Annotated in this window: 17 protein-coding genes; 9 read left to right on the top strand and 8 right to left on the bottom strand. The window is 65.8% G+C overall.

Annotated elements, in window-relative coordinates; translation table 11 throughout:
* Positions 1 to 52: 52 nt before the first annotated feature.
* From CAL22_RS01430 to fdnG, 3 genes are read right to left on the bottom strand one after another with little or no spacing between them, the layout of a single operon-like run.
* Entirely contained in the window at positions 53 to 700 is a 648-nt protein-coding gene (locus tag CAL22_RS01430) for a formate dehydrogenase subunit gamma (RefSeq protein ID WP_094809715.1), read from the bottom strand.
* The gene (gene fdxH, locus CAL22_RS01425; protein WP_094809714.1) at positions 693 to 1,592 is read right to left on the bottom strand and encodes a formate dehydrogenase subunit beta; all 900 of its coding nucleotides are present in this window, start codon (positions 1,590 to 1,592) and stop codon (positions 693 to 695) included. The genes CAL22_RS01430 and fdxH overlap by 8 nt, the downstream gene beginning before the upstream one ends.
* A 10-nt stretch (positions 1,593 to 1,602) precedes the next feature.
* A complete protein-coding gene (fdnG, locus tag CAL22_RS01420; RefSeq protein WP_143276934.1) occupies positions 1,603 to 4,671 on the bottom strand; it encodes a formate dehydrogenase-N subunit alpha in 3,069 nt (1,022 codons plus the stop codon).
* Positions 4,672 to 4,929: 258 nt separating this feature from the next.
* Between fdnG and CAL22_RS01410 the strand changes: the two genes are divergently transcribed.
* Both CAL22_RS01410 and CAL22_RS01405 read left to right on the top strand, forming a co-directional pair.
* On the top strand, positions 4,930 to 6,360 hold the full coding sequence (locus CAL22_RS01410; protein ID WP_094809711.1) for a DUF1254 domain-containing protein: 1,431 nt from the start codon (positions 4,930 to 4,932) through the stop codon (positions 6,358 to 6,360).
* A 38-nt stretch (positions 6,361 to 6,398) separates the two neighbouring features.
* Positions 6,399 to 6,905: an acyl-CoA thioesterase gene (locus CAL22_RS01405; protein ID WP_094809710.1), complete on the top strand. Its 507-nt coding sequence runs from the start codon at positions 6,399 to 6,401 to the stop codon at positions 6,903 to 6,905.
* Here CAL22_RS01405 and CAL22_RS01400 read toward each other — a convergent pair.
* The 3 genes from CAL22_RS01400 to CAL22_RS01390 are packed head-to-tail and all read right to left on the bottom strand — an operon-like array spanning position 6,868 to position 9,604.
* Positions 6,868 to 7,857, bottom strand: a complete 990-nt coding sequence (locus tag CAL22_RS01400) for a sterol desaturase family protein (protein ID WP_094809709.1) — start codon at positions 7,855 to 7,857, stop codon at positions 6,868 to 6,870. The two genes, CAL22_RS01405 and CAL22_RS01400, sit on opposite strands and share 38 nt — an antisense overlap.
* Before the next feature lie 6 nt (positions 7,858 to 7,863).
* A complete protein-coding gene (locus CAL22_RS01395) occupies positions 7,864 to 8,670 on the bottom strand; it encodes a polysaccharide deacetylase family protein (RefSeq protein WP_167383529.1) in 807 nt (268 codons plus the stop codon).
* Positions 8,654 to 9,604: a beta-propeller fold lactonase family protein gene (locus tag CAL22_RS01390; protein ID WP_167383557.1), complete on the bottom strand. Its 951-nt coding sequence runs from the start codon at positions 9,602 to 9,604 to the stop codon at positions 8,654 to 8,656. The genes CAL22_RS01395 and CAL22_RS01390 overlap by 17 nt, the downstream gene beginning before the upstream one ends.
* A 340-nt stretch (positions 9,605 to 9,944) precedes the next feature.
* Here CAL22_RS01390 and CAL22_RS01385 point away from each other — a divergent pair, with 340 nt between their 5' ends.
* The 7 genes from CAL22_RS01385 to CAL22_RS01355 all read left to right on the top strand — a co-directional run bounded on the left by CAL22_RS01385 (position 9,945) and on the right by CAL22_RS01355 (position 17,777).
* The gene (locus CAL22_RS01385; protein WP_094809707.1) at positions 9,945 to 10,463 is read left to right on the top strand and encodes a sigma-70 family RNA polymerase sigma factor; all 519 of its coding nucleotides are present in this window, start codon (positions 9,945 to 9,947) and stop codon (positions 10,461 to 10,463) included.
* Entirely contained in the window at positions 10,460 to 11,392 is a 933-nt protein-coding gene (locus CAL22_RS01380) for a FecR domain-containing protein (protein ID WP_094809706.1), read from the top strand. Before CAL22_RS01385 ends, CAL22_RS01380 begins: the two co-directional genes overlap by 4 nt.
* Positions 11,393 to 11,488: 96 nt before the next feature.
* A complete protein-coding gene (locus tag CAL22_RS01375) occupies positions 11,489 to 14,062 on the top strand; it encodes a TonB-dependent receptor (RefSeq protein ID WP_244193750.1) in 2,574 nt (857 codons plus the stop codon).
* A 54-nt stretch (positions 14,063 to 14,116) separates the two neighbouring features.
* Positions 14,117 to 15,163, top strand: a complete 1,047-nt coding sequence (locus CAL22_RS01370; RefSeq protein WP_094809704.1) for a hemin-degrading factor — start codon at positions 14,117 to 14,119, stop codon at positions 15,161 to 15,163.
* A gap of 7 nt (positions 15,164 to 15,170) precedes the next feature.
* Entirely contained in the window at positions 15,171 to 16,004 is an 834-nt protein-coding gene (locus tag CAL22_RS01365; RefSeq protein ID WP_094809703.1) for a heme/hemin ABC transporter substrate-binding protein, read from the top strand.
* Positions 15,988 to 16,992 (top strand): FecCD family ABC transporter permease, encoded by a 1,005-nt coding sequence (locus tag CAL22_RS01360; RefSeq protein ID WP_094809702.1) that lies wholly within the window; start codon positions 15,988 to 15,990, stop codon positions 16,990 to 16,992. Before CAL22_RS01365 ends, CAL22_RS01360 begins: the two co-directional genes overlap by 17 nt.
* Positions 16,992 to 17,777, top strand: a complete 786-nt coding sequence (locus CAL22_RS01355) for a heme ABC transporter ATP-binding protein (RefSeq protein ID WP_094809701.1) — start codon at positions 16,992 to 16,994, stop codon at positions 17,775 to 17,777. Before CAL22_RS01360 ends, CAL22_RS01355 begins: the two co-directional genes overlap by 1 nt.
* A 7-nt stretch (positions 17,778 to 17,784) precedes the next feature.
* On the opposite strand, the gene CAL22_RS01350 is transcribed toward CAL22_RS01355, so the two are convergent.
* Both CAL22_RS01350 and CAL22_RS01345 read right to left on the bottom strand, forming a co-directional pair.
* The gene (locus CAL22_RS01350) at positions 17,785 to 18,252 is read right to left on the bottom strand and encodes a MarR family winged helix-turn-helix transcriptional regulator (RefSeq protein WP_094811030.1); all 468 of its coding nucleotides are present in this window, start codon (positions 18,250 to 18,252) and stop codon (positions 17,785 to 17,787) included.
* Between the two features lie 51 nt (positions 18,253 to 18,303).
* The gene (locus CAL22_RS01345) at positions 18,304 to 19,278 is read right to left on the bottom strand and encodes a Bug family tripartite tricarboxylate transporter substrate binding protein (protein WP_094809700.1); all 975 of its coding nucleotides are present in this window, start codon (positions 19,276 to 19,278) and stop codon (positions 18,304 to 18,306) included.
* Positions 19,279 to 19,325 lie beyond the last annotated feature (47 nt).

The raw sequence follows: 19,325 nt of genomic DNA, 5'->3' as shown, positions 1-19,325 counted from the left end.
CAACGCAGCCGTGCGGCGGGCCGGCCGGCCCGAGGGATACGCTGGACGGGGGTTATTCGCCGCCAGGCGACTCCTTGCGAACCGTACGGAACCAGGCGCGATGATGTTTCCAGGCCCAGCCCCAGGTCACGGTGCCGCGCACCATGGCCCGGATCGAACCCTTGACCCAGATCGCCGCATAGATATGCACAATGATCGCGCAAATCAGGGCAAAAGCAAAAATCGCATGCAGCAGCGAGGCGGCGCGCACGGCCCAGATCGGGAAATACATCGCGAAGTAGGCGCGCCACATCACGATGCCGGTCAGGATCAGGCCCAGCATGCAGACCACCAGCACGAAGAACAACAGCTTCTGTCCGCCGTTGTACTTGCCGACCTCGGGCAGTTTGTCCTCGCGGTTGTTCAGGACATCGCCCAGCTGACGCAGCCACTGGACGTCGTTTCTCGTCATGATGTTGTTGCGCCACATATGGACGGCAAAAACAAAGAAGCAGACGAACATGACGACCCCAATGAAGGGATGCAGAATGCGCGTCCACGGGCCGCCGCCCAGCAGGGCGTACAGCCACGAGAAGGCCGGATGAAAGAGCGCCAGCCCCGAGAGCGCCAGCAGGATGAAGGTCAGCGCGATCAGCCAATGATTGGTGCGCTCATTGGCCGTGTAACGCTGAATCAACTTGGGATGATGGGGGTCAGCCATGGCGCGCCTCCTCTTCAGCCTTGCGTTCGTCTTCCTCGTCGGTCTCGTTCGGGCCGACCCGGATGTAATGCATGAAGCCCGCCAGCGCCGTCAAGGCCATCGCGGCCACGCCCAAGGGTTTGGCGATGCCTTTCCAGAGACCGACCATGGGGCTGATCTTGGGATCCTTGGGCAGGCCGTGGTAGAGCTGCGGCTGGTCGGCGTGGTGCAGGACATACATGACGTGCGTGCCGCCCACGCCCTGGGGATCGTACAGACCGGCATTCTCGAAACCCCGGGACTTCAGATCCTCGATGCGCAGCTCCGCATGCTGCTTCATGTCTTCCTTGGTGCCGAACTCGATGGCACCGGTCGGACAGGTTTTGACGCAGGCCGGCTCCTGACCCACCGCCACGCGGTCCGAACACAAGGTGCACTTATAGGCCTTGTGGTCTTTCTGCGAGATGCGCGGCACGTTGAACGGACAGCCGGTAATGCAATAGCCACAGCCAATACAGTTTTCCTCGTGGAAATCCACGATGCCGTTGTTGTACTGAATGATGGCGCCCGGCGAGGGACAGGCCTTCAGACAGCCCGGGTCCTCGCAGTGCATACAGCCGTCCTTGCGGATCAGCCATTCCAGGTCGCCCTTGTCGTTCTCGTACTCCGAAAACCGCATGACCGTCCAGGAGTGCTCGGTGAGATCGGCCGGGTTGTCATAGACCCCCACGTTCACGCCGATCTCGTCGCGCAGATCGTTCCACTCCATGCACGCCACCTGACAGGCTTTGCAGCCTATGCACTTGGAGACGTCGATCAGCTTGGCGACGCTGCCCGTGGAGGGCTCGCGCACGCCAGGCGGCGGGGTGGTGGTGGCCGAGCGCCGTTTGATGTCTAGTGATTGCATCGACATAACTTGACTCCTATGCCTTCTCGACCTTGACCAGGAAGGACTTGAACTCGGGCGTCTGACTGTTGCCATCGCCCACGAACGGCGTCAGCGTATTGGTCAGGAAGCCGGGTTTGGCTATCCCCACAAAGCCCCAATGAATCGGGATACCCACCTGGTGCACGGTGCGGCCCTCGATGGTCAACGCCTTGATCCGCTTGGTCACCAGCGCCACGGCCTTGATGTAGCCGCGCTTGGACGACACCTTCACACGCGAACCGTTGGCGATGCCCAGCTCCTTGGCCAGCGCCTCGCCGATCTCGACGAATTGCTCGGGCTGCAGAATGGCATTGAGCCTGACGTTCTTGGTCCAGTAATGGAAGTGTTCGGTCAGGCGATAGGTCGTCGCCACATACGGGAAGTCCTTCGCGGTGCCCATGGCTTCCCGGTCCGACTTGAACACGCGCGCGGCCGGATTACTGACGGCCAGCGGCTGCTTGGGATGCAGCGGGTTGTACCCCAGCGGATTCTCGAAGGGTTCGTAGTGCTCGGGGAAGGGGCCTTCGGCCATGCCGCCGCGCGCGAAAAAGCGCGCCACGCCCTCGGGGTTCATGATGAAGGGCCCCATGCCGCCAGCGGGATTCTCGTCGCCCTTGAAGTCGGGGATGTCGGCGCCCACCCAGGCCTTGCCGTTCCAGGAGATCAGGCTGCGGCGCGGATTGAAAGGCTGGCCCTGCACATCGCACGAGGCGCGGTTGTAGAGCACCCGGCGGTTGGCAGGCCAGGCCCAAGCCCAGCTCAGGGTCTGCCCGATACCGGTCGGATCGCTGTTGTCGCGGCGCGCCATCATATTGCCGGCCTCGGTCCAGGCACCGGCAAAGATCCAGCAGCCGCTCAAAGTGGTGCCATCGTCGCGCAGTTCGGCAAACCCGGCCAATTGCTCGCCAGCCTTGCGCGTGACGCGCGTCGGATCCTTGGGATCGGTCAGGTCTACCAGCGCACGGCCGTTGTATTCCTTGGCCAGCTCGACCGCCGTGGGGCTTTCCGGATTGGAATAGGGCCACGACAGATTGACGATGGGATCGGGATAGACGCCACCTTCCTTGCGGTACAGCTCGCGCATGCGCGTATAAAGATCGGACATGATCTCGATGTCGCTGCGCGCCTCGCCCGGCGGCTCGGCGCCCTTCCAGTGCCATTGCAGCCAGCGGCCCGAGTTGACCAGCGCGCCTTCTTCCTCGGCGAAACAGGTCGTGGGCAAGCGGAAGACTTCGGTCTGGATCTTGCTCGGATCAACGTCGTTGTGCTCGCCCACATTGCGCCAGAACTCGGAGGTTTCGGTGCTCAGCGGGTCCATGATGACCATGAACTTGAGCTTGGAGAAACCGGCCGTCAGCTTGGCCTTGTTGGGCGCGGCGGCCAAGGGGTTGAAACCCTGGCAAATGTAGCCATTGACCTTGCCCTGGTTCATCAGCTCGTACGTCTGCAGCATGTCGTAGAGCTTGTCCAGCTTGGGCAGATAGTCATAGGCCCAATTGTTGTCCGCCGTGGCAGCCGGTCCCCACCAGGCCTTCATGAGGCTGACGTGGAACTTCTTATAGTTCTGCCAATAGCTCAGCTGATTGGGACGCAGGGGCTTTTGCGCGCGGACATCGATGTATTTGCCGAAATCCTGCTCGCCCTCGTTGGGCAGCGTCATATAGCCCGGCAGCAGGTTGGACATCAGCCCCAGATCGGTCAGGCCCTGGATATTGGAGTGCCCGCGCAGCGCGTTCATGCCGCCGCCGGCCACACCGATATTGCCCAGCAGCAGCTGCAGCATGGCGCCGGTGCGGATGATCTGCGAACCGATGGAATGCTGCGTCCAGCCCAGCGCGTAGAGAATCGTGGCGGCGCGGTCCGTGGTGGCCGTCGACGCCAGTACCTCGCAGACGTGTTGGAACTTGTCCACCGGCGTGCCGCAGACGCGCTCGACCATCTCCGGCGTATAGCGCGCGTAGTGCTGCTTGAGCAACTGATAGACCGTGCGCGGGTGCTGCAGTGTCGGATCGGTCTTGACGAAACCGTCCTCGCCCCGCTCGTAATCCCAGGAGGCCTTGTCGTAGCTGCGTTTCTCGGCGTTGTAGCCCGAGTAGATACCGTCCTCGAACTGGAAGTCCTCGCGGACGATGAACGAGAAGTCGGTGTAATTGCGCACGTACTCGTGCTGGACCTTGTCGTTTTCGAGCAGGTAATGGATCACCCCGCCCAGGAAGACGATGTCCGTGCCGGTCCGTATGGGCGCGTAAAAATCCGCCACGGACGCCGAGCGCGTAAAGCGCGGGTCCACGACCAGCAATTTTGCCTTGTTATGGGCTTTGGCTTCCGTGACCCATTTGAACCCGCAAGGGTGGGCCTCGGCGGCATTGCCACCCATGATCAGCACTACATCCGCATTCTTGATGTCGACCCAATGGTTCGTCATCGCTCCACGGCCAAACGTCGGGGCAAGACCTGCCACCGTCGGACCATGTCAGACACGAGCTTGGTTGTCGAATGCAAGCATCCCCATGCTGCGCACAACTTTGTGCGTGATGTAGCCGACCTCGTTGCTGCTGGCGGAGGCCGCGAGCATGCCGGTGGTCAGCCAGCGGTTGACGGTCTTGCCGTCGGCCGTTTTCTGCACGAAATTGGCGTCGCGGTCGTCCTTCATGAGCTTGGCGATGCGCGTCATCGCCTCGTCCCAGGACATACGCTGCCACGTATCCGAGCCCGGTGCGCGGTACTCGGGATAGGTCAGGCGATTGGGGCTGTGAATGAAATCGATCAGGCCAGCCCCCTTGGGACAGAGGGTCCCGCGGTTGACCGGGTGATCGGCATCGCCTTCGATGTGGACGATGCTGGCCTTGGCGTTCTTGGCGCCGTCGCCAAGCCCGTACATCAAGATGCCACAGGCGACCGAACAGTAAGGACAGGTGTTGCGCGTTTCTTTCATGCGCGCAAGCTTGTACTGGCGCACTTCGGCCAGGGCCGTGCCGGGCGCGACGCCCAACAGAGCCAGGCTCGAGCCTGCCAGCGTCGACCCTGTCACCTTGAAGAACTGGCGGCGATTCATGTTCAGCATGAAGCACTCCCTTCTGGGTGGAGGAAACTGACGCCCGTCCGTATCTCTCGTAAAGCCACGGCCAGCGTCTGTGATACAGCCAGTATAGGATGCATACAAGGCCCATATCAATTGCGCACCGCTCAATCAAGGATATAGATCAAGAAAGCGGTGTATTCACCGATTTTAGCGCCGCAGTGCGCTGTTACCATGCGCCGATCCCACCCCGTTTTTTTGATACGAATGGGAAGAAAATCCATTCCTGATACTGGAGATCGCATGCGCTGCCTGAACGCGGCCCTTCTGGCCCTGGCTGCTCTCGCCGCACCGGTGCCTGGCCGCGCGCAGCCGCCGGCCGCCCCCCCCGCGATGGCGGCCACGGCCGAGCTGCCGCGCCTGGCCTTGGATGCCTATGTGTATCTCTACCCGCTGGTATCCATGGATCTGGCCAGACGCCAGGCCGTATCGGCCAAAACCGCGGGCCAGCCGGGCCACGCGCCGGCCAACCATTTCTGGCTGCAGCGCGGCGAGGCCAGCACCGGCGCCTGGCCTCATGCCGACATGCAACAGATGAACGCCTGGCTGGACCTGGACGCCGGGCCGGTCGTCATCTCGGTGCCCCCCACGCAAGGCCGGCTTTATACCCTCACGCTGCATGACCTGTGGGGCGATGCCTTTGCGGTGGTGGGCAAGCGCAGCACCGGCACCGGACGCGGCAATTACGCCGTGGTGCCGCCGGGCTGGCCAACCCCGTTGCCGCCCGGGATGCAACGGATCGATGCACCCACTGGCCACGTGTGGCTCACTGGTCTGCTGCAGGCGGGCGAGCCTGGTGAGACGCAACAACTGCAGGACGCCTTCATCCTGACGCCCTTGCAAGACTGGAACCGGGGCGCGCAATCGGTCCAGGTGAAATCGGACCCGACACTGGACGCGGTCACGCCGCCCAAGCAGTTGCTGGCCAGGATGCCGGCCGAGGTGTTCTTCGCGTATGCCGCGGACCTGCTGCGCCGAACGCCGGCGCACGACACCGATCAACCCATGGCAGCGCGGCTGCGCCGCCTGGGCATCGTGCCTGGCCAGCAATTTGATTTTGCGCGCCAGGACAACAGCGTGCAGCAGGCGCTGCGCCGCGCCGCCCGCGAAGGTCCGGCCTATCTCGCGGCGCTGGATCAAGCGCCGCAGGCGGCCATCGGCGGCTGGGTGGCCGAGCGCCAGGCCATGGGCGCCTATGGCGCTGCCTATCTCAAGCGGGCGCAGATGGCCCTGCGCCAGCCCGGCGCGGAGCTGCCCGAAGATGTGCTGGCCTGGCGTCTGGTGAGCGACGCCGCCGGCCGGCCCATCGATGCGGCCACACGCTACGTGCTGCGCTTCGAACCCGATGCGCTGCCGCCGGGGGACGCCTTCTGGGCGCTGGCGGCCTTTGATGCGCAAGGCCAACCCCTGACCTCCCCCTACCGCCGCCACAGCGTGGGCGATCGCGATCCCCTGCGCTTCAATCCTGATGGGTCGCTGGAGCTCTATCTGCAAGCCGACCCGCCGCCCGAAGCCGATCGGGCCAACTGGCTGCCCCTGTCCGGCGAGGACCTGCGCATCGTGCTGAGGGTGTATCTACCCGCCGCCGCCGCGCTCGATGGGCACTGGAATCCGCCGCCGCTTGCGGCCGAACCGGCGGCAGCCGCGCCGCAGGGCGCCGCCGCCGCCCAATAGCCGGGTACGATAGCCGCTTTCCCATTCGTAAGACCGCCATGGAAGACGCTTTCAGCCACCAGCTTTCGATGACCATCCTGATGACGCCAGACATGGCGAACTTCTCGGGCAATGTTCACGGGGGCACCATACTCAAGTATCTGGATCAGGTGGCCTACGCCTGTGCAAGCCGGTTCGCCGGCCAATATGTCGTCACCCTGTCGGTCGATCAGGTGGTCTTTCGCGAACCCATCCATGTGGGCGAGCTGGTGACCTTCCTGGCCTCGGTCAACTACACCGGCCGCACCTCGATGGAAGTGGGTATCAAGGTCGTGACCGAAGACATCCGGCGCAAGCTGGTGCGCCACACCAATAGTTGTTATTTCACGATGGTGGCCGTCGACGACCAGGGGCAACCCACCGCCGTGCCGGCGCTGGAGCTACGCACCCTCGAGGAGCGCCAGCGTTTCGAGGCCGCCAAGCAGCGGCGCGCCCTGCGTCAGGAAATGGAAAACCGCCACGACGCCATCAAGAAGCAGGCGCACGATCCGAGCGTCGCGACTTAGCCCGCGAGAACAGCCGCTTCATGCCCAGCCATTGCTGGGCCCAGAAACCGCGCCCGTAATCCCGGCCGCCCCCTTGGGGCAGCTGGTCGTGGATGCCGGTCGGGCCGTAGTCGCCGTCGAAGCGCGCCGTGCGAAACAGCATGTCCCAGATAGGAAACAGGGCGGCGAAGTTATAGCCGCCCGCCGGGCCGGGCGCCGAGGCGTCATAGGCGATCGAGTGATGCTGGCGATGAAAACGCGGCCCTACGACCAGGCGCGAGCCCAGCCAGCCGAAGCTGGCGCGCAGATTGGCGTGCGACAGGCTCTCGGTGAGCTGCGTGATGGCCACCACGGCCACGAACTGCGCCGGCGGCACGCCGATCAGCTGCGACACCAGCACGATCACCACGTCGCGCAACATGTCATCGAGCAAATGATTGCGGTTGTCGCTCCAGAGCGTCATCTGCTGCTGGCTGTGATGCAGGGAATGCAAGGCCCAGAGCCAGCTGAAACGGTGCTGCGCGCGGTGGTAGAGATAATCGACCAGATCGAAGATCAGCAGATACAGCAGCAGACTGGTCCAGGGACCGTCGGTGACGCCCGGCCAGACCTGATCGAGCTGGAAGGTCGCCAGGCCCCAGGTGTGCAGCGTACCGAAGACACCGTCCCAAAGCGGCTCGACCGTAAAGAACAACAGGATGCGGAACAGCCCCAGGCGATGCACCAGGGTATAGAGCACGTCCACGAAGACTTGCTGGCGGTCGCGCACCGCCTCGACCGGACGCCAGCGCTCCAGCGCGCCGAAGATCACCACCATGACAACGATCTGGATCAGGCCGACCAGCAGCCACATCGTGCCGTCGTAGGCGTCTTCGATGATGTTGGCCAGCCCCAGATGAAAAAGCAGCGGCTGTACGGCGGTTTCAAACAGCCATTCCTGGCATTGTGAAAACAGCTGACTGAGTGTTTCCATGGTGAATCAGTGATGCGTGGCAAGCCACTGGCGATACGCCGGATGGGTATCGAGCGTGGCGAAACAATAGCCCTTGGCCTTCAGGCCGGTGATCAGCGGCTCCAGCACGGCCGGCGCCCAGGGATCTTTGCGCGACCAGATGCCCAGGTGTGCAAGCAGAATATCGCCCGGCCGGATGCGGCGCAATGCCTGCTCCAGCAAGGCCGCATTGGGGTATTTGTCGCTGGGCAGCTCATCGCCCAGAAAGCCCGCGTCGGCCCAGCCGACATGGGCATAACCGCATTGGCGTGCCGCGGCCAGCAGCGCGGGCGAAGTCTTGCCGCCCGGCGCCCGATACAGCGGCAACATGGTCTTGCCCGTCATGGCCGTGAAGCGTTGCGCCGAACGCTTGATCTCGTCGCAGTACTGCGCGGCCGTCCACGTCTCGGTCTTGCCGTTATCGGGGCCGGCGCTGGGCCGCACGCGGAACTTGCCGTCGGGCAGGTCGCCGCGCCAATAGACGTGATCGTAGGTGTGCGAGCCGAACACATGCCCCTGGGCGGCCATCGCTTTCCACCATGGCGCCCATTGCGCATCCAGGCTGCTGCCATCGGTGAGCGTGCGCTCATTGGCCAGAAAGAACGTGGCATGCACGCCCTGGCGCTTGAGCACCGCGGCGATATGCTCGGCCACTCCCATGTGTCCGGTGTCGAACGTCAGATAAACCGGTTTGTCGCACACGGCCGCCACGGGCGCGGCCAGCGCGGCTTGCGAGCAGGCGGCGGCCAGCAGGCCGGCCGCCACGATACGGCGTCGATCAGCGGGCCGGCGCATGATTCAGCGTCCATACCCCGTGCGGGGACTTGCCCACGCGGACCTGTTTGCTGACGGTTTTCTTCTCGAGATCGATGACCGTCAGCTTGCCTGCCCAGCGCGAGGTGACGAAAAGCAGCTTGCCGTCCTTGGAGACGTCCATGCAATCCGGGCCGCCGGGCGCTGCGAAGGTATCGGTCACCTCCAGCGCACGCGTATCGATGCGGCTGATGGTGTTGGCGCTGCGGTTACTCACGAAGAGATGGCGGCCATCTCCCTGAGCCCGGAAGGCGTGGGCGCCGGCCCCGGTCTTGATGCGCTTGATGAGCTTGACCGGCTTGGCGGTCAGGTCATAGGCCTCGACATAGTTGTCGCCCGTCAGCGCCACCAGCAACGTCTTGTCGTCGGCGGTGATGAAGACATCGGCCGGCGTTTTACCCACCGGCATGGTCCACAGCGGCTTTTGCGTGGCCAGGTCGATGGCCATCACCTGATCGCTGTCCTGCAGCGACACATAGGTGATCTTGCTCTTGCTGTCGATGGCGATGTGGCTGGGCGTCTTGCCGGCCGGCACGCGCTTGACCAGCTTGAGGTCGAAACCCTTGCCCTGGCCCAGCGGCTTGTACTCATAGATATCGATGTGATCCAGCCGGTTGGCCGCCGTGACGAACCACTTCATGTCGGGCGAGAAGCGCAACTGATAGGGGTCGACGATGCCGGTCAGCGTGCGCTGGATTTCACCGGTGCGAGGATCCATCAGCGTGATGGTGTCGCTCAGGGCATTGGCCACCATGAGCGACTTCTCGTCGGGAGTGAGATAGAGGTGATGCGGCTCCTTGCCGGTCGGCACACGCCGCAGCTCGGTATAGGTCGCAGGATCAATGATGCTGACATTGGCGTTCAGCGAGTTGAGCACGAAGATCGGGGCCGCGGCCGCCGACAGACTCAACGCCATCCCCGCGCTCGCCAGAGCGCAGCGGATCAAATGCAGGGGCTTCAAGGTGGGGCAATACCTAAAAAGATCAGCGGCAACAGGGCCGGTGTGACGTCATTTTGGCATAGCCGCTCCCCGAAAAGTGCAACGTCCGATGCCGCTGGAGCTTTCCCGGTGGTCTGTTGCAACCTGGCAACAGCGGCCGCAAACGCGCCGCACCCCACGCCGAGACGGCGCGCCTGACCTGCCGCCCCGGGGCCGCGCTCGCGGCCGGGGCGGGGTGGGGCGCCGGCCAGGGGCGGACAAATTCCGATTGCAGTTTCATGCTCATTTAATAGAATGAGAGCTATTTTCATTTACATTGGGCGCCTACGTGTTCTCCGCCTCCCAAGACGACGTCCATCGCCTCTACGCCGATCATCACGGCTGGCTCAATGGCTGGCTGCGCAAAAAACTCGGCAACAGTTTCGATGCCGCGGACCTCGCTCAGGACACTTTCCTGCGCGTGCTGCGCCATCGCCGCGAGCTGTCCGCCGTGCGCGAACCGCGGGCGTATCTGGTCACCATCGCCGGGCGCCTGCTGCTGAACCACTACCGGCGCCGCTCGCTGGAGCGCGCCTATGAAGAGGCGCTGGCGGTGCTGCCGCTCGAATGCGCCCCCTCGCCCGAGCAGCGCCTGCTCGTCCTCGAAACCCTGGACCATATCGACGCCCTGCTCACGGCCCTGCCGGCCAAAACGCGCACGGCCTTCCTGCTGGCCCAGATCGAGCACCTGTCTCATGCCGAGATCGCCGAACAGCTGCAGATTTCGGTGCGCACCGTGCAGCGCCATATCCTGCGCGCCTACGAGCAGTGCATTCTGGCGCTGAACGACGCATGACTCCCGAAGGCACGATAGACCGCCGCGTCGCCCGCGAAGCCGCCCGCTGGCTCATGCAACTGGCCTCGGGGCAGGCCAGTGTCGAAGACATGGCCGCCTGCGAACGCTGGCGCGCGCGCAACGCCCAGCACGAGCAGGCTTGGCAACGCGCCCAGCGCGTCAGTGATCTGCTGGGCGGCCTGCCGCCCGAACTGGCGCGCGCCACCCTGGGGCGGCCGGCCTTCAAGGCCCGCCGCGCAGCCCTCAAATCCCTGGCCGGCCTCATCCTCGCCACGCCGGCGGCCTGGGCCGCCTGGCGCGGCGGCGAGCAGGCCGGCCTGTTCGCCGAATACCGCAGCGCGCCCGGCGAGCGGCGCGACATCACGCTACCCGACGGCACCCAGGTCACGCTCAACAGCGCCACGGCCCTGGATCTCACCCCCGACGGCCTGCGCCTGCGCGTGGGCGAAATCTATGTCCGTGCCGGCGCCCACGCCTGCGTGGCCCAGACGCCGCAAGGCCAGGTCATGGCGCAGCAGGCGCGTTTTGCCCTGCGCCTGCAGGACGATGGCTGCCGCGTGGAAGTCTACGAAGGCCATGTGCGCGTCCAGCCCGCGCTCGGCTCACCCGCCACCATGCCCGCTCCGCGCACCGCCTGGTTCGACAGCACGGCCCTGCACGCGCTGCCCACGGTTCCCGACAGCCAGCCTGCCTGGCTGCGCGGCGTGCTCCAGGCGCGCGACATGTCGCTGGCCGAGTTCGCGGCCGAAATCGCCCGGCACCGCCGCGGCATCGTGCGTTGCGATCCCGCCGTGGCACAACTGCGCGTCTCGGGCACCTTCCAACTCGACAACACGGCCGGCGTGCTGCGCGCCTTGCCCGCTTTGCTGCCGGTCACCGTCCACACCCGTACCCCTTACTGGGTCACGATCGGGCCGCTGGAAACCTGAATGATTCCTGTTACAAAAAAGCGGGGCATGAGCTGTCCGGTTTGAACTGCTCAACGGTCATGGGAAGCAACGGCTACCTCTGATCGGAACGACCTCATGGCACCTGTAACTCCTCCCGCAGCTTCTTTCTCCTCCGTCCGCTCGCCCAGACTGGCGCGCGCCACGGCCCTGACAGCCCTGGCCCTGGCGCTGGGCTTGTCCGTGCCCGCGCTGGCCCAGCAGACGGCCCCGCGCAGCTATCAGATCGAGGCCGCGCCGCTGGCTGACGCGCTGGCCCGCTATGCCGATCAGGCCGGCCTGACGCTGCTGTACGAGCCCTCGGCCGTGGCGGGGCTCAAGAGCCCCGGCCTGCACGGCAACTACACCCCCGAACAGGCGCTGGCCCGGCTGCTGGCCGGCACCCCGCTGGTGGCCTCCCGGCAGGGCAATGGCACTTACGTCGTCCGCCCGGCCGGCAACGTGCCCCAATTGCCCCCCGTCTCCGTCGAAGGCGAGAGCACGCGCGCCGATCCCGCCTGGAACACGGTCACCACGCGGCCCGAACTGGACGCCGCCATGGCCTACAGCTGGAGCGACGTCAGCAAACGGCTGGACCCGGGCGTGACGTTCAACCGCCAGAACAACAGCATCAACATCCGCGGGCTGGACCAGGACCGCGTGCTGACCCGCATCGACGGCATCCGCCTGCCTTTCCTGGACGACGGCGCGCGTGGCGTCAAAGGCGGACTGGAGGCGGTGGACTTCAACACGCTGTCGCGGCTGGATATCGTGCGCGGCGCCGATTCGACCAAAGCCGGCTCGGGCGCTCTGGGCGGCATGGCCGACCTGCACACCCTGGATCCCTCCGATCTGCTGCGGGACGACCGCAACTTCGGCGCACTGGCCAAAATCGACTATGACTCGGCTGACACCAGCCGCGGCGCCAATGCCGCGCTGGCCGGCCGCCTGCAGGAAAACACCTCGTGGCTGATTCAGGCCGGCGCGCGCGCCGGCCACGCGCTGGACAACCGCGGCGATGTCGGCGGCTACGGCCCCAAACGCGACGAGCCCACGCCCGAGAACTACACCCAGCAGAACTTCCTGGCCAAGCTGCAGCAAAAAATCGACGGCGGCCATCGCTTCGGCCTGACCGGCGAGTACTTCAAGCGCAAAGGCACGCTGGACAATATGTACGAACAGGGGCCCGGCACCAGCTACCTGATCGGGGGCAACTCCACCGTCAAGACCACCAAGCGCGAGCGCGTCTCCCTCGACTACCAATACACCGCGCCGACGGCTGGCGGCCTGATCGACAGCGCCACGGCGGCCATCTATTGGCAACGGGTCACGCTGGACAACGCGCTCGACGGCCAGCGCAGCGTCGACAGCCGCGCTTCCATCATCCCGCGCGATCCCTTCCTCTATGGCTACCCCTCGGGCGCATACGGCCGCAGCAACTCCATCCGAGAAGCGCTGTTCGGGGTCAACGGCGAAGCCAGCCGCCGTTTCGAGGGCACGGTCGCCCAACGCGTAACACTCGGTGGCGAGTGGATGGGCAACCGCACGCAACAGTATTCCGATGGCTACGACAATTGCCCGGCCATCCGCAGCGGCCTGCCCGCCCCGTTCGGCCCGCGCCTGTGCGATCTGCTGCACACCAATCAGGCCGACATGCCGCACGTCAAGGGCAGCCAGTTCGCCTTCTGGGCGCAGGATGAGTTCAGCTTCGCCGACGGCCGCTACACGCTGACGCCTTCGCTGCGCTACGACCACTACGAGCAAAAGCCGCAGTCCAGCGATGGCTACGACAGCAACGCCAACTCGCAAGGCACGCTGCCGCCGTCGTCCTCGGGCGGACGCTTCTCGCCCAAGCTGCTTGGCACCTGGAAAGCCCAGGAGCAGGTCACTTTCTATGCGCAGTACGGCTTTGGCTACCGCGCGCCCAACGCCAGCGAGCTCTACACCAACTATGGCGGGGCCGGCACCTATCTGCGGGTGGGCAACCCCTATCTCAAACCCGAAACCAGCAAGGGCTGGGAGCTGGGCACCAAACTGGGCGACGAGGCCCTGGGCGGCGCGCTGTCCTTCTTCGACAACCGCTACCAGAACTTCATCGACAAGAACGTGCCCATCGACGCCAGCTCGCCGCAATGGCAGCCGAGCTGGGCCGGCCAGTATCCGCTGGGCGTGACCGGTATCGTCAATCGTGACCGCGTGCGCATCTACGGCGCCGAAGCCTCGGCCCACTGGAAGTTCGCCCCCAACTGGCGCACCTGGGGCTCGCTCGCATGGGCCGTGGGCAAGGACCAGGGCACGGGGCAATACCTGAACTCCATCCCGGCGCTCAAAGCCGTGCTGGGCCTGGGCTATGCCCGCGATCAGTGGGGGGTGGACGCCACGCTCACCGCCGCGCGCAAGCACAGCAAGGTCGAGTATCCGGACGCCTCCAGCGCCACGCCTTATCCTGATTTTCAGGCGCCCGGCTATGGCGTTGTGGATTTGATGGCCTACTGGCGGCCGGCCGCCGTCAAGGGCATGCAGGTACAGTTGGGCGTGTTCAACCTGTTCGACAAAAAGTACTGGGAAGCCATCAATGTGCCCACCGCCGGCGCCACGGCCATCGCCCGGCCGGTAGACTGGTACACCGAACCCGGCCGCAGCGTGCGCCTGTCCCTGACCTATCAATACTGACCCCCCTTGCGCGGGCGGGGTCAGGCCCCGCCCGCCGGACCTAGGAGAAACCGCATGACCGATCTTTCTTTTGACCAGCGCGCCGGCGAGCTGCGCGCCCGGCACGACGCCTATGCCGCCAGCCAACCCGGCCAGCGTGCCCGCAACGCTGCCCAGGCGCTGGGCGTGAGCGAAGCAGAATGGGTTGCCGCCGGCTGTGGCGGGGCCCGCGTGACCGCCCTGAACGGCGAGGCCCAAGCTATTTTCCGCGAACTGGGCACCCTGGGCGAAGTGATGGCCCTCACGCGCAACGAGTGGTGCGTGCACGAGCGCCACGGCCGCTACGAAGACATCCAGGCGCAAGGCGCGGTGGGGCTGGTACTCGGCCCGGACATCGATCTGCGCGTCTTCTTCAATTGCTGGCGCTCGGCCTGGGCCGTCGAACAGGACGGCCGCCACAGCCTGCAGTTCTTCGACGCCGAAGGCGTGGCGGTGCACAAGGTCTACCGTACCGACGCCACCGATGCGGCTGCCTGGCAGGCGCTGGTCGACCGCTTCGCCGGCGCCCCGGCCTGGCCCGTCCCGCAAGCCATCGCCCCCACCGTCGAAGACGACCGCGTGGCCGATCCGCAGGCGCTGCGCCAGGCCTGGCTGGCCATGAAAGACACGCACGAATTCTTCCCGCTGCTGCGCAAGTTCAAGGTCACGCGCCAGGCCGCGCTGAGCGCCGCAGGCAGCGACCTGGCCCAGACCGTACCGGCCGACGCCGCCGAGCGCATGCTCACGCAGGCCGCCGCCAGCGGCCTGTCCATCATGTGCTTCGTGGGCAATCGCGGCATGATCCAGATCCACACCGGCGCGGTGCATAATCTGCGACGCACCGGTCCCTGGTTCAACGTGCTCGATCCGCGCTTTAATCTGCACCTGAACACGGAGGCCATCGCCCAAGCCTGGGTGGTCAACAAGCCCACGTCGGATGGCTGGGTGACGTCGCTGGAAATCTATGCGTCCAACGGCGATCTGATCGTGCAATTCTTTGGCGAACGCAAACCCGGCAAGCCGGAATTGCCCGCCTGGCGAGAACTTATGATCGGCCTTTGCGCAGAGCCGCTGGCCGCTTGAGGTGGATATGAAAAGACTGTTGGGCGCCGTACTCGGAGCTTGCCTGGGGCTATCAGCGCAGGCCGCCGACCGCGTCGTGACGCTGGGCGGCAGCGTGACGGAAATCGTCTACGCGCTGGGCAAGGGCGACACGCTGGTGGGCGATGACCTCTCCAGCGTGTACCCGCAAGCGGCCACCCAGCTGCCGCGCGTGGGCTATTACCGCAGCGTGCCGGTCGAGGGCGTACTGGCGCTCAAACCGGACCTGGTGCTGGCCTCCGAACAGTCTGGCCCGCCCGAGGCGCTCAAGCGCCTGAGCGAGGTGGGCGTCAAGGTGGTGCACGTCTCCGACGAGCCGTCCGTACAGTCGCTGGAAAAACGCATCGGTCAGGTGGCCGATGCGTTGCAGGCCAGGCCCGAGGGCGAGCGCCTGCTCGCCCAGGTCCGGGAAAATCTCACGGCGGCCCAGGCCTTGCCCGCCTCGGGCAAGCGGGCGGTGCTGCTCTTGAACCGCACCGGCACGCCCCAGGCGGCCGGCGGCGGCACGGCGGCCGACATGGTGCTGCGCATGGCCGGGCTGGAGAACGTCATGGCCAAGCAGCAGGGCTATAAGCCCCTGTCCGCCGAAGGCATCGGCGCGCTCGCCCCCGAAGTCATCATTGTGACCGAAGCATCGGCCGCGGCCTCGGGAGGCTTGCCCAAGCTGTATCAGCAGCCCGGCCTGGCCAGCACGCCGGCCGCGCGCAATCAGTGCATCATCGCCATGGACGACCTGCTGGCGCTGGGTACCGGGCCGCGGCTGGGTGAAGCCATCCGATTCCTCAAGCAGCAACCTTGCATCCAACATGCCGCCGGCCACTGACGCGGCCCGCGCACGCTGGATACTGGGCGGCCTGGGTCTGGCGCTCATCGTGGTGACGCTGCTGGCCACGGCCAGCGGCGCGGTGTCCATTCCGCTGTCGGCGCTGCCGCGTCTGCTGGGCGGGCGCGCCGGCCCCGAGGACGCGCTGTGGCAGAACATCATCTGGGACATCCGGCTGCCCCGCGTGGCCTTTGCCCTGGTGACGGGCGCGGCCCTGGCCATCTGCGGCGCCACCATGCAGGCCCTGTTTCGTAATCCGCTGGCCGAGCCCGGCCTGGTCGGGATTTCGCTCGGCGGCGCCCTGGGCGCGGTGGCGGCCATCGTTCTGGGCGCGGGCGGATTCTTTCTGACCGCATCGGCGGCCTTTGCCGGCAGTCTGGCCGCAACCGCCTGTGCTTACGCCCTCGGCCAACGCGTGCAGGGCGTGGCCGGCCTGTTGCTGGCCGGGATCGCCATCAATGCGATCTGCGGGGCAGTCATCGGGCTGCTCACATTCATTGCCAGCGACGCGCAACTGCGTGATCTCACCTTCTGGAACATGGGCAGCCTGGCCGGCGCGCGCTGGCCGGTGCTGGCGTTTCTGGCACCCTGGACCCTCTTCTGGTGTATCTGGCTGATGCGGCAGTGGCGCGCGCTCAACGCCTTGCTGCTGGGCGAGCGTGAGGCCCAGCATCTGGGCTTTGCCTTGTCGCGGCTGCGGCGCAAGCTCATCCTCGTGACCGCCCTGGTGGTCGGGCCGCTGGTCGCCGCCACCGGCGGCATCGGCTTTGTCGGGCTGGTGGTGCCGCACCTGGTGCGCATGGGCCTGGGCGCCAATCATCGCCTGCTGCTGCCAGCCTGCATCCTGGCCGGCGCCGTGGCGCTGGCCTTGGCCGACTGGCTCGCGCGCATCGTGGTGGTGCCCGCAGAACTGCCCATCGGCCTGGTGACCGCGCTGGTCGGCGGGCCTTTCTTTCTCTGGCTCTTGGCACGCGGACGCCGCTTCTGATGACACTGCACGCTCATCAACTCACCCTGGAGCGCGGCGGCAAGCGCATCCTGACCGACGTCTCGCTCACGCTGACCCCGGGCCTGACGCTCGGTTTGCTGGGCGCCAATGGCGCGGGCAAGTCTACGCTGCTGGCCAGCCTGTCCGGCGAACTGGCGCCGGTCAGCGGCCAGGTGACCCTCAACGGCCAGCCCTTGCTGCGCCTGAAGGCCACGCAGCAGGCCCGGCTGCGCGCCGTGCTGCCGCAAAAACCCTCCCTGTCGTTCGACCTGGGCGTGCGCGAGGTCGTGGGCATGGGCGCCTACCCGTTTATCGAGCTGAGCACGGAACAGGTCGATCAGCTCTGCGATCGCGCGCTGCGGCAGGCCGGCGTGAGCCACCTGGCGCAACGGCGCTATCTGGAGCTGTCCGGCGGCGAGCAACAACGCGTGCAATTCGCCCGCGTGCTCACGCAATGCCAGGCCGCGCCCGACGGCGCGGCGCGTTATCTGATGCTCGATGAACCCATCTCCAACCTCGACCCCCGGCATCAGATCGATCTGTTGCGCACCGCGCGCGAGCTGGCGCGCGAACAGGGTGTCGGCGTGCTGGTCATCGCGCATGATGTCAATCTGGCGGCCCAGTGGTGCGACCGCCTCCTGCTGCTGGCCGACGGCGCCACGGTGGCCGAAGGCCGCCCGGCCGACGTCCTGACGCCGGCGAATCTGCATCACGTCTATGGTGTAGAGGCTGAAGTGCTGCCGCATCCGCGCGAGGCCGGCGCCTTGCTGGTGCTGATGCGCTGAGGCGGGCTCAGCCCTCGTCGGGGCGCAGATGGGCGATGATTTTGTCCAGCATGCGGCTGAACTCGGCCTGTTCGCGGGCGTTGAGGCAGCCGAAGACTTCGTCGTTGCGCGCGGCGATCAGGGCGATGAGCTGGCGATAGCGCCGCTGCCCCTTGGCCGTGGGGCTGAGCACGACGCCGCGCCCATCGACATGGCTGACGGCCTTGCGGATGAGGCCGGCGTCGCACAGGGCCTGAGCGCAACGGCTGGCCTGGCCCTTGTTCAGATTGGCAGCCCGCGCCAGATCATTGACCGACAGCGGCGCAAAACGGCCAATGGCCGCCAGGCACCGCCCCTCGCCGATGGGCAATTGATACTGGTCGGCATAGGCCTGGGCACTGTCTCGATCGCTGATCTTGTTGATCACATGCAGGCGATAGGTCAGGAACCGGTCCAGAGCGGGCAGCTCATCAGGGTTGACGTTATCGTTGGACATGGTCTGCATACCTCGATGGGAAGCTGCGAGTGTGCCACAAGCCGGCAAGCCTCAATCCACCCGGATATCCGCCTCCTTGATCACCTTGGCCCATTTGCCCTGTTCCTCGGCCGCGTAGGCGGCCATGGCGTCCGGCGTTCCCGGCAAGGTCTCCAGGCCCATCGCGGCAAAGCGCTCCCGCACGGCCGGCTGAGCCAGGGCGGTCTGCAAAGCCTGATTCAACTGCTGGACGATGGCCGGCGGCGTGCCTTTGGGTACCACCAGCCCTTGCCATGCGTAAGCCTGGAAATCCTTAAGACCCGACTCGATCAGCGTGGGCACCTGCGGGAAACCGGCCGGACGCTTGTCGCTGGCCACCGCAATGGGGCGCAGCTTGCCCGAGGCGATGTACTGCATCCCCGTGGCGGAATCGACAAACATCATGGGCACCTGGCCGCCCACCACATCCTGTACGGCCGGGGCCGCGCCCCGGTAGGGCACATGCACCAGATTCAGCCCGGTGCGCGCGCGCAGCAACTCGGTGGCCAGGTGATGCGGGCTGCCCGAACCGGGCGTGGCGTAGGGCACGCCGTCCTTCTGCGTCTTGGCCCAGGCGAGGAACTCGTCATAGGTCTTGACCGGCACCGAGGGGTTGACCACCAGGATCATGGAGAATCGCGTCATCAGGCCGACGGCGTCGAAGTCACGCTGCGGTTGATAGGACAGCTTGGGATAGAGCGAGGGGTTGGCGGCCAGGGTCGCCGTGTCCCCGGTGAGCATCACGTAGCCGTCAGCCTTGGCGCGCGCGGCATAGTCCGCGCCGATGGCCGTGGCCGCGCCGGGCTTATTGGAAATGATCAAGGTCTGTTTGAGTTCGCGCGCCATGGGTTCGGACAGCGTGCGGGCCACGATGTCCGAACCGCCGCCGGCCGGATAGGGCACGACCCATTCGATGGGGCGCTCGGGGTAGCCGGCCGCGTGGGCGGCGCCGGCGAACACGGTCAGGGTCAGGCTGGCGGCAAGCGCCGCCGTATATCGCAACGTCATGATGTCTCCTCGGGTTTATTGTTTTCTTGCTTTATGAAAGATGCGCG

Origin of the sequence: Bordetella genomosp. 12 (genome assembly GCF_002261355.1) — a bacterium.
In the GTDB taxonomy this organism is placed as follows: Bacteria; Pseudomonadota; Gammaproteobacteria; order Burkholderiales; family Burkholderiaceae_B; genus Bordetella.
Note: the sequence above shows the minus strand (reverse complement) of the source record. Positions and strands in the feature narration are given on the sequence as shown.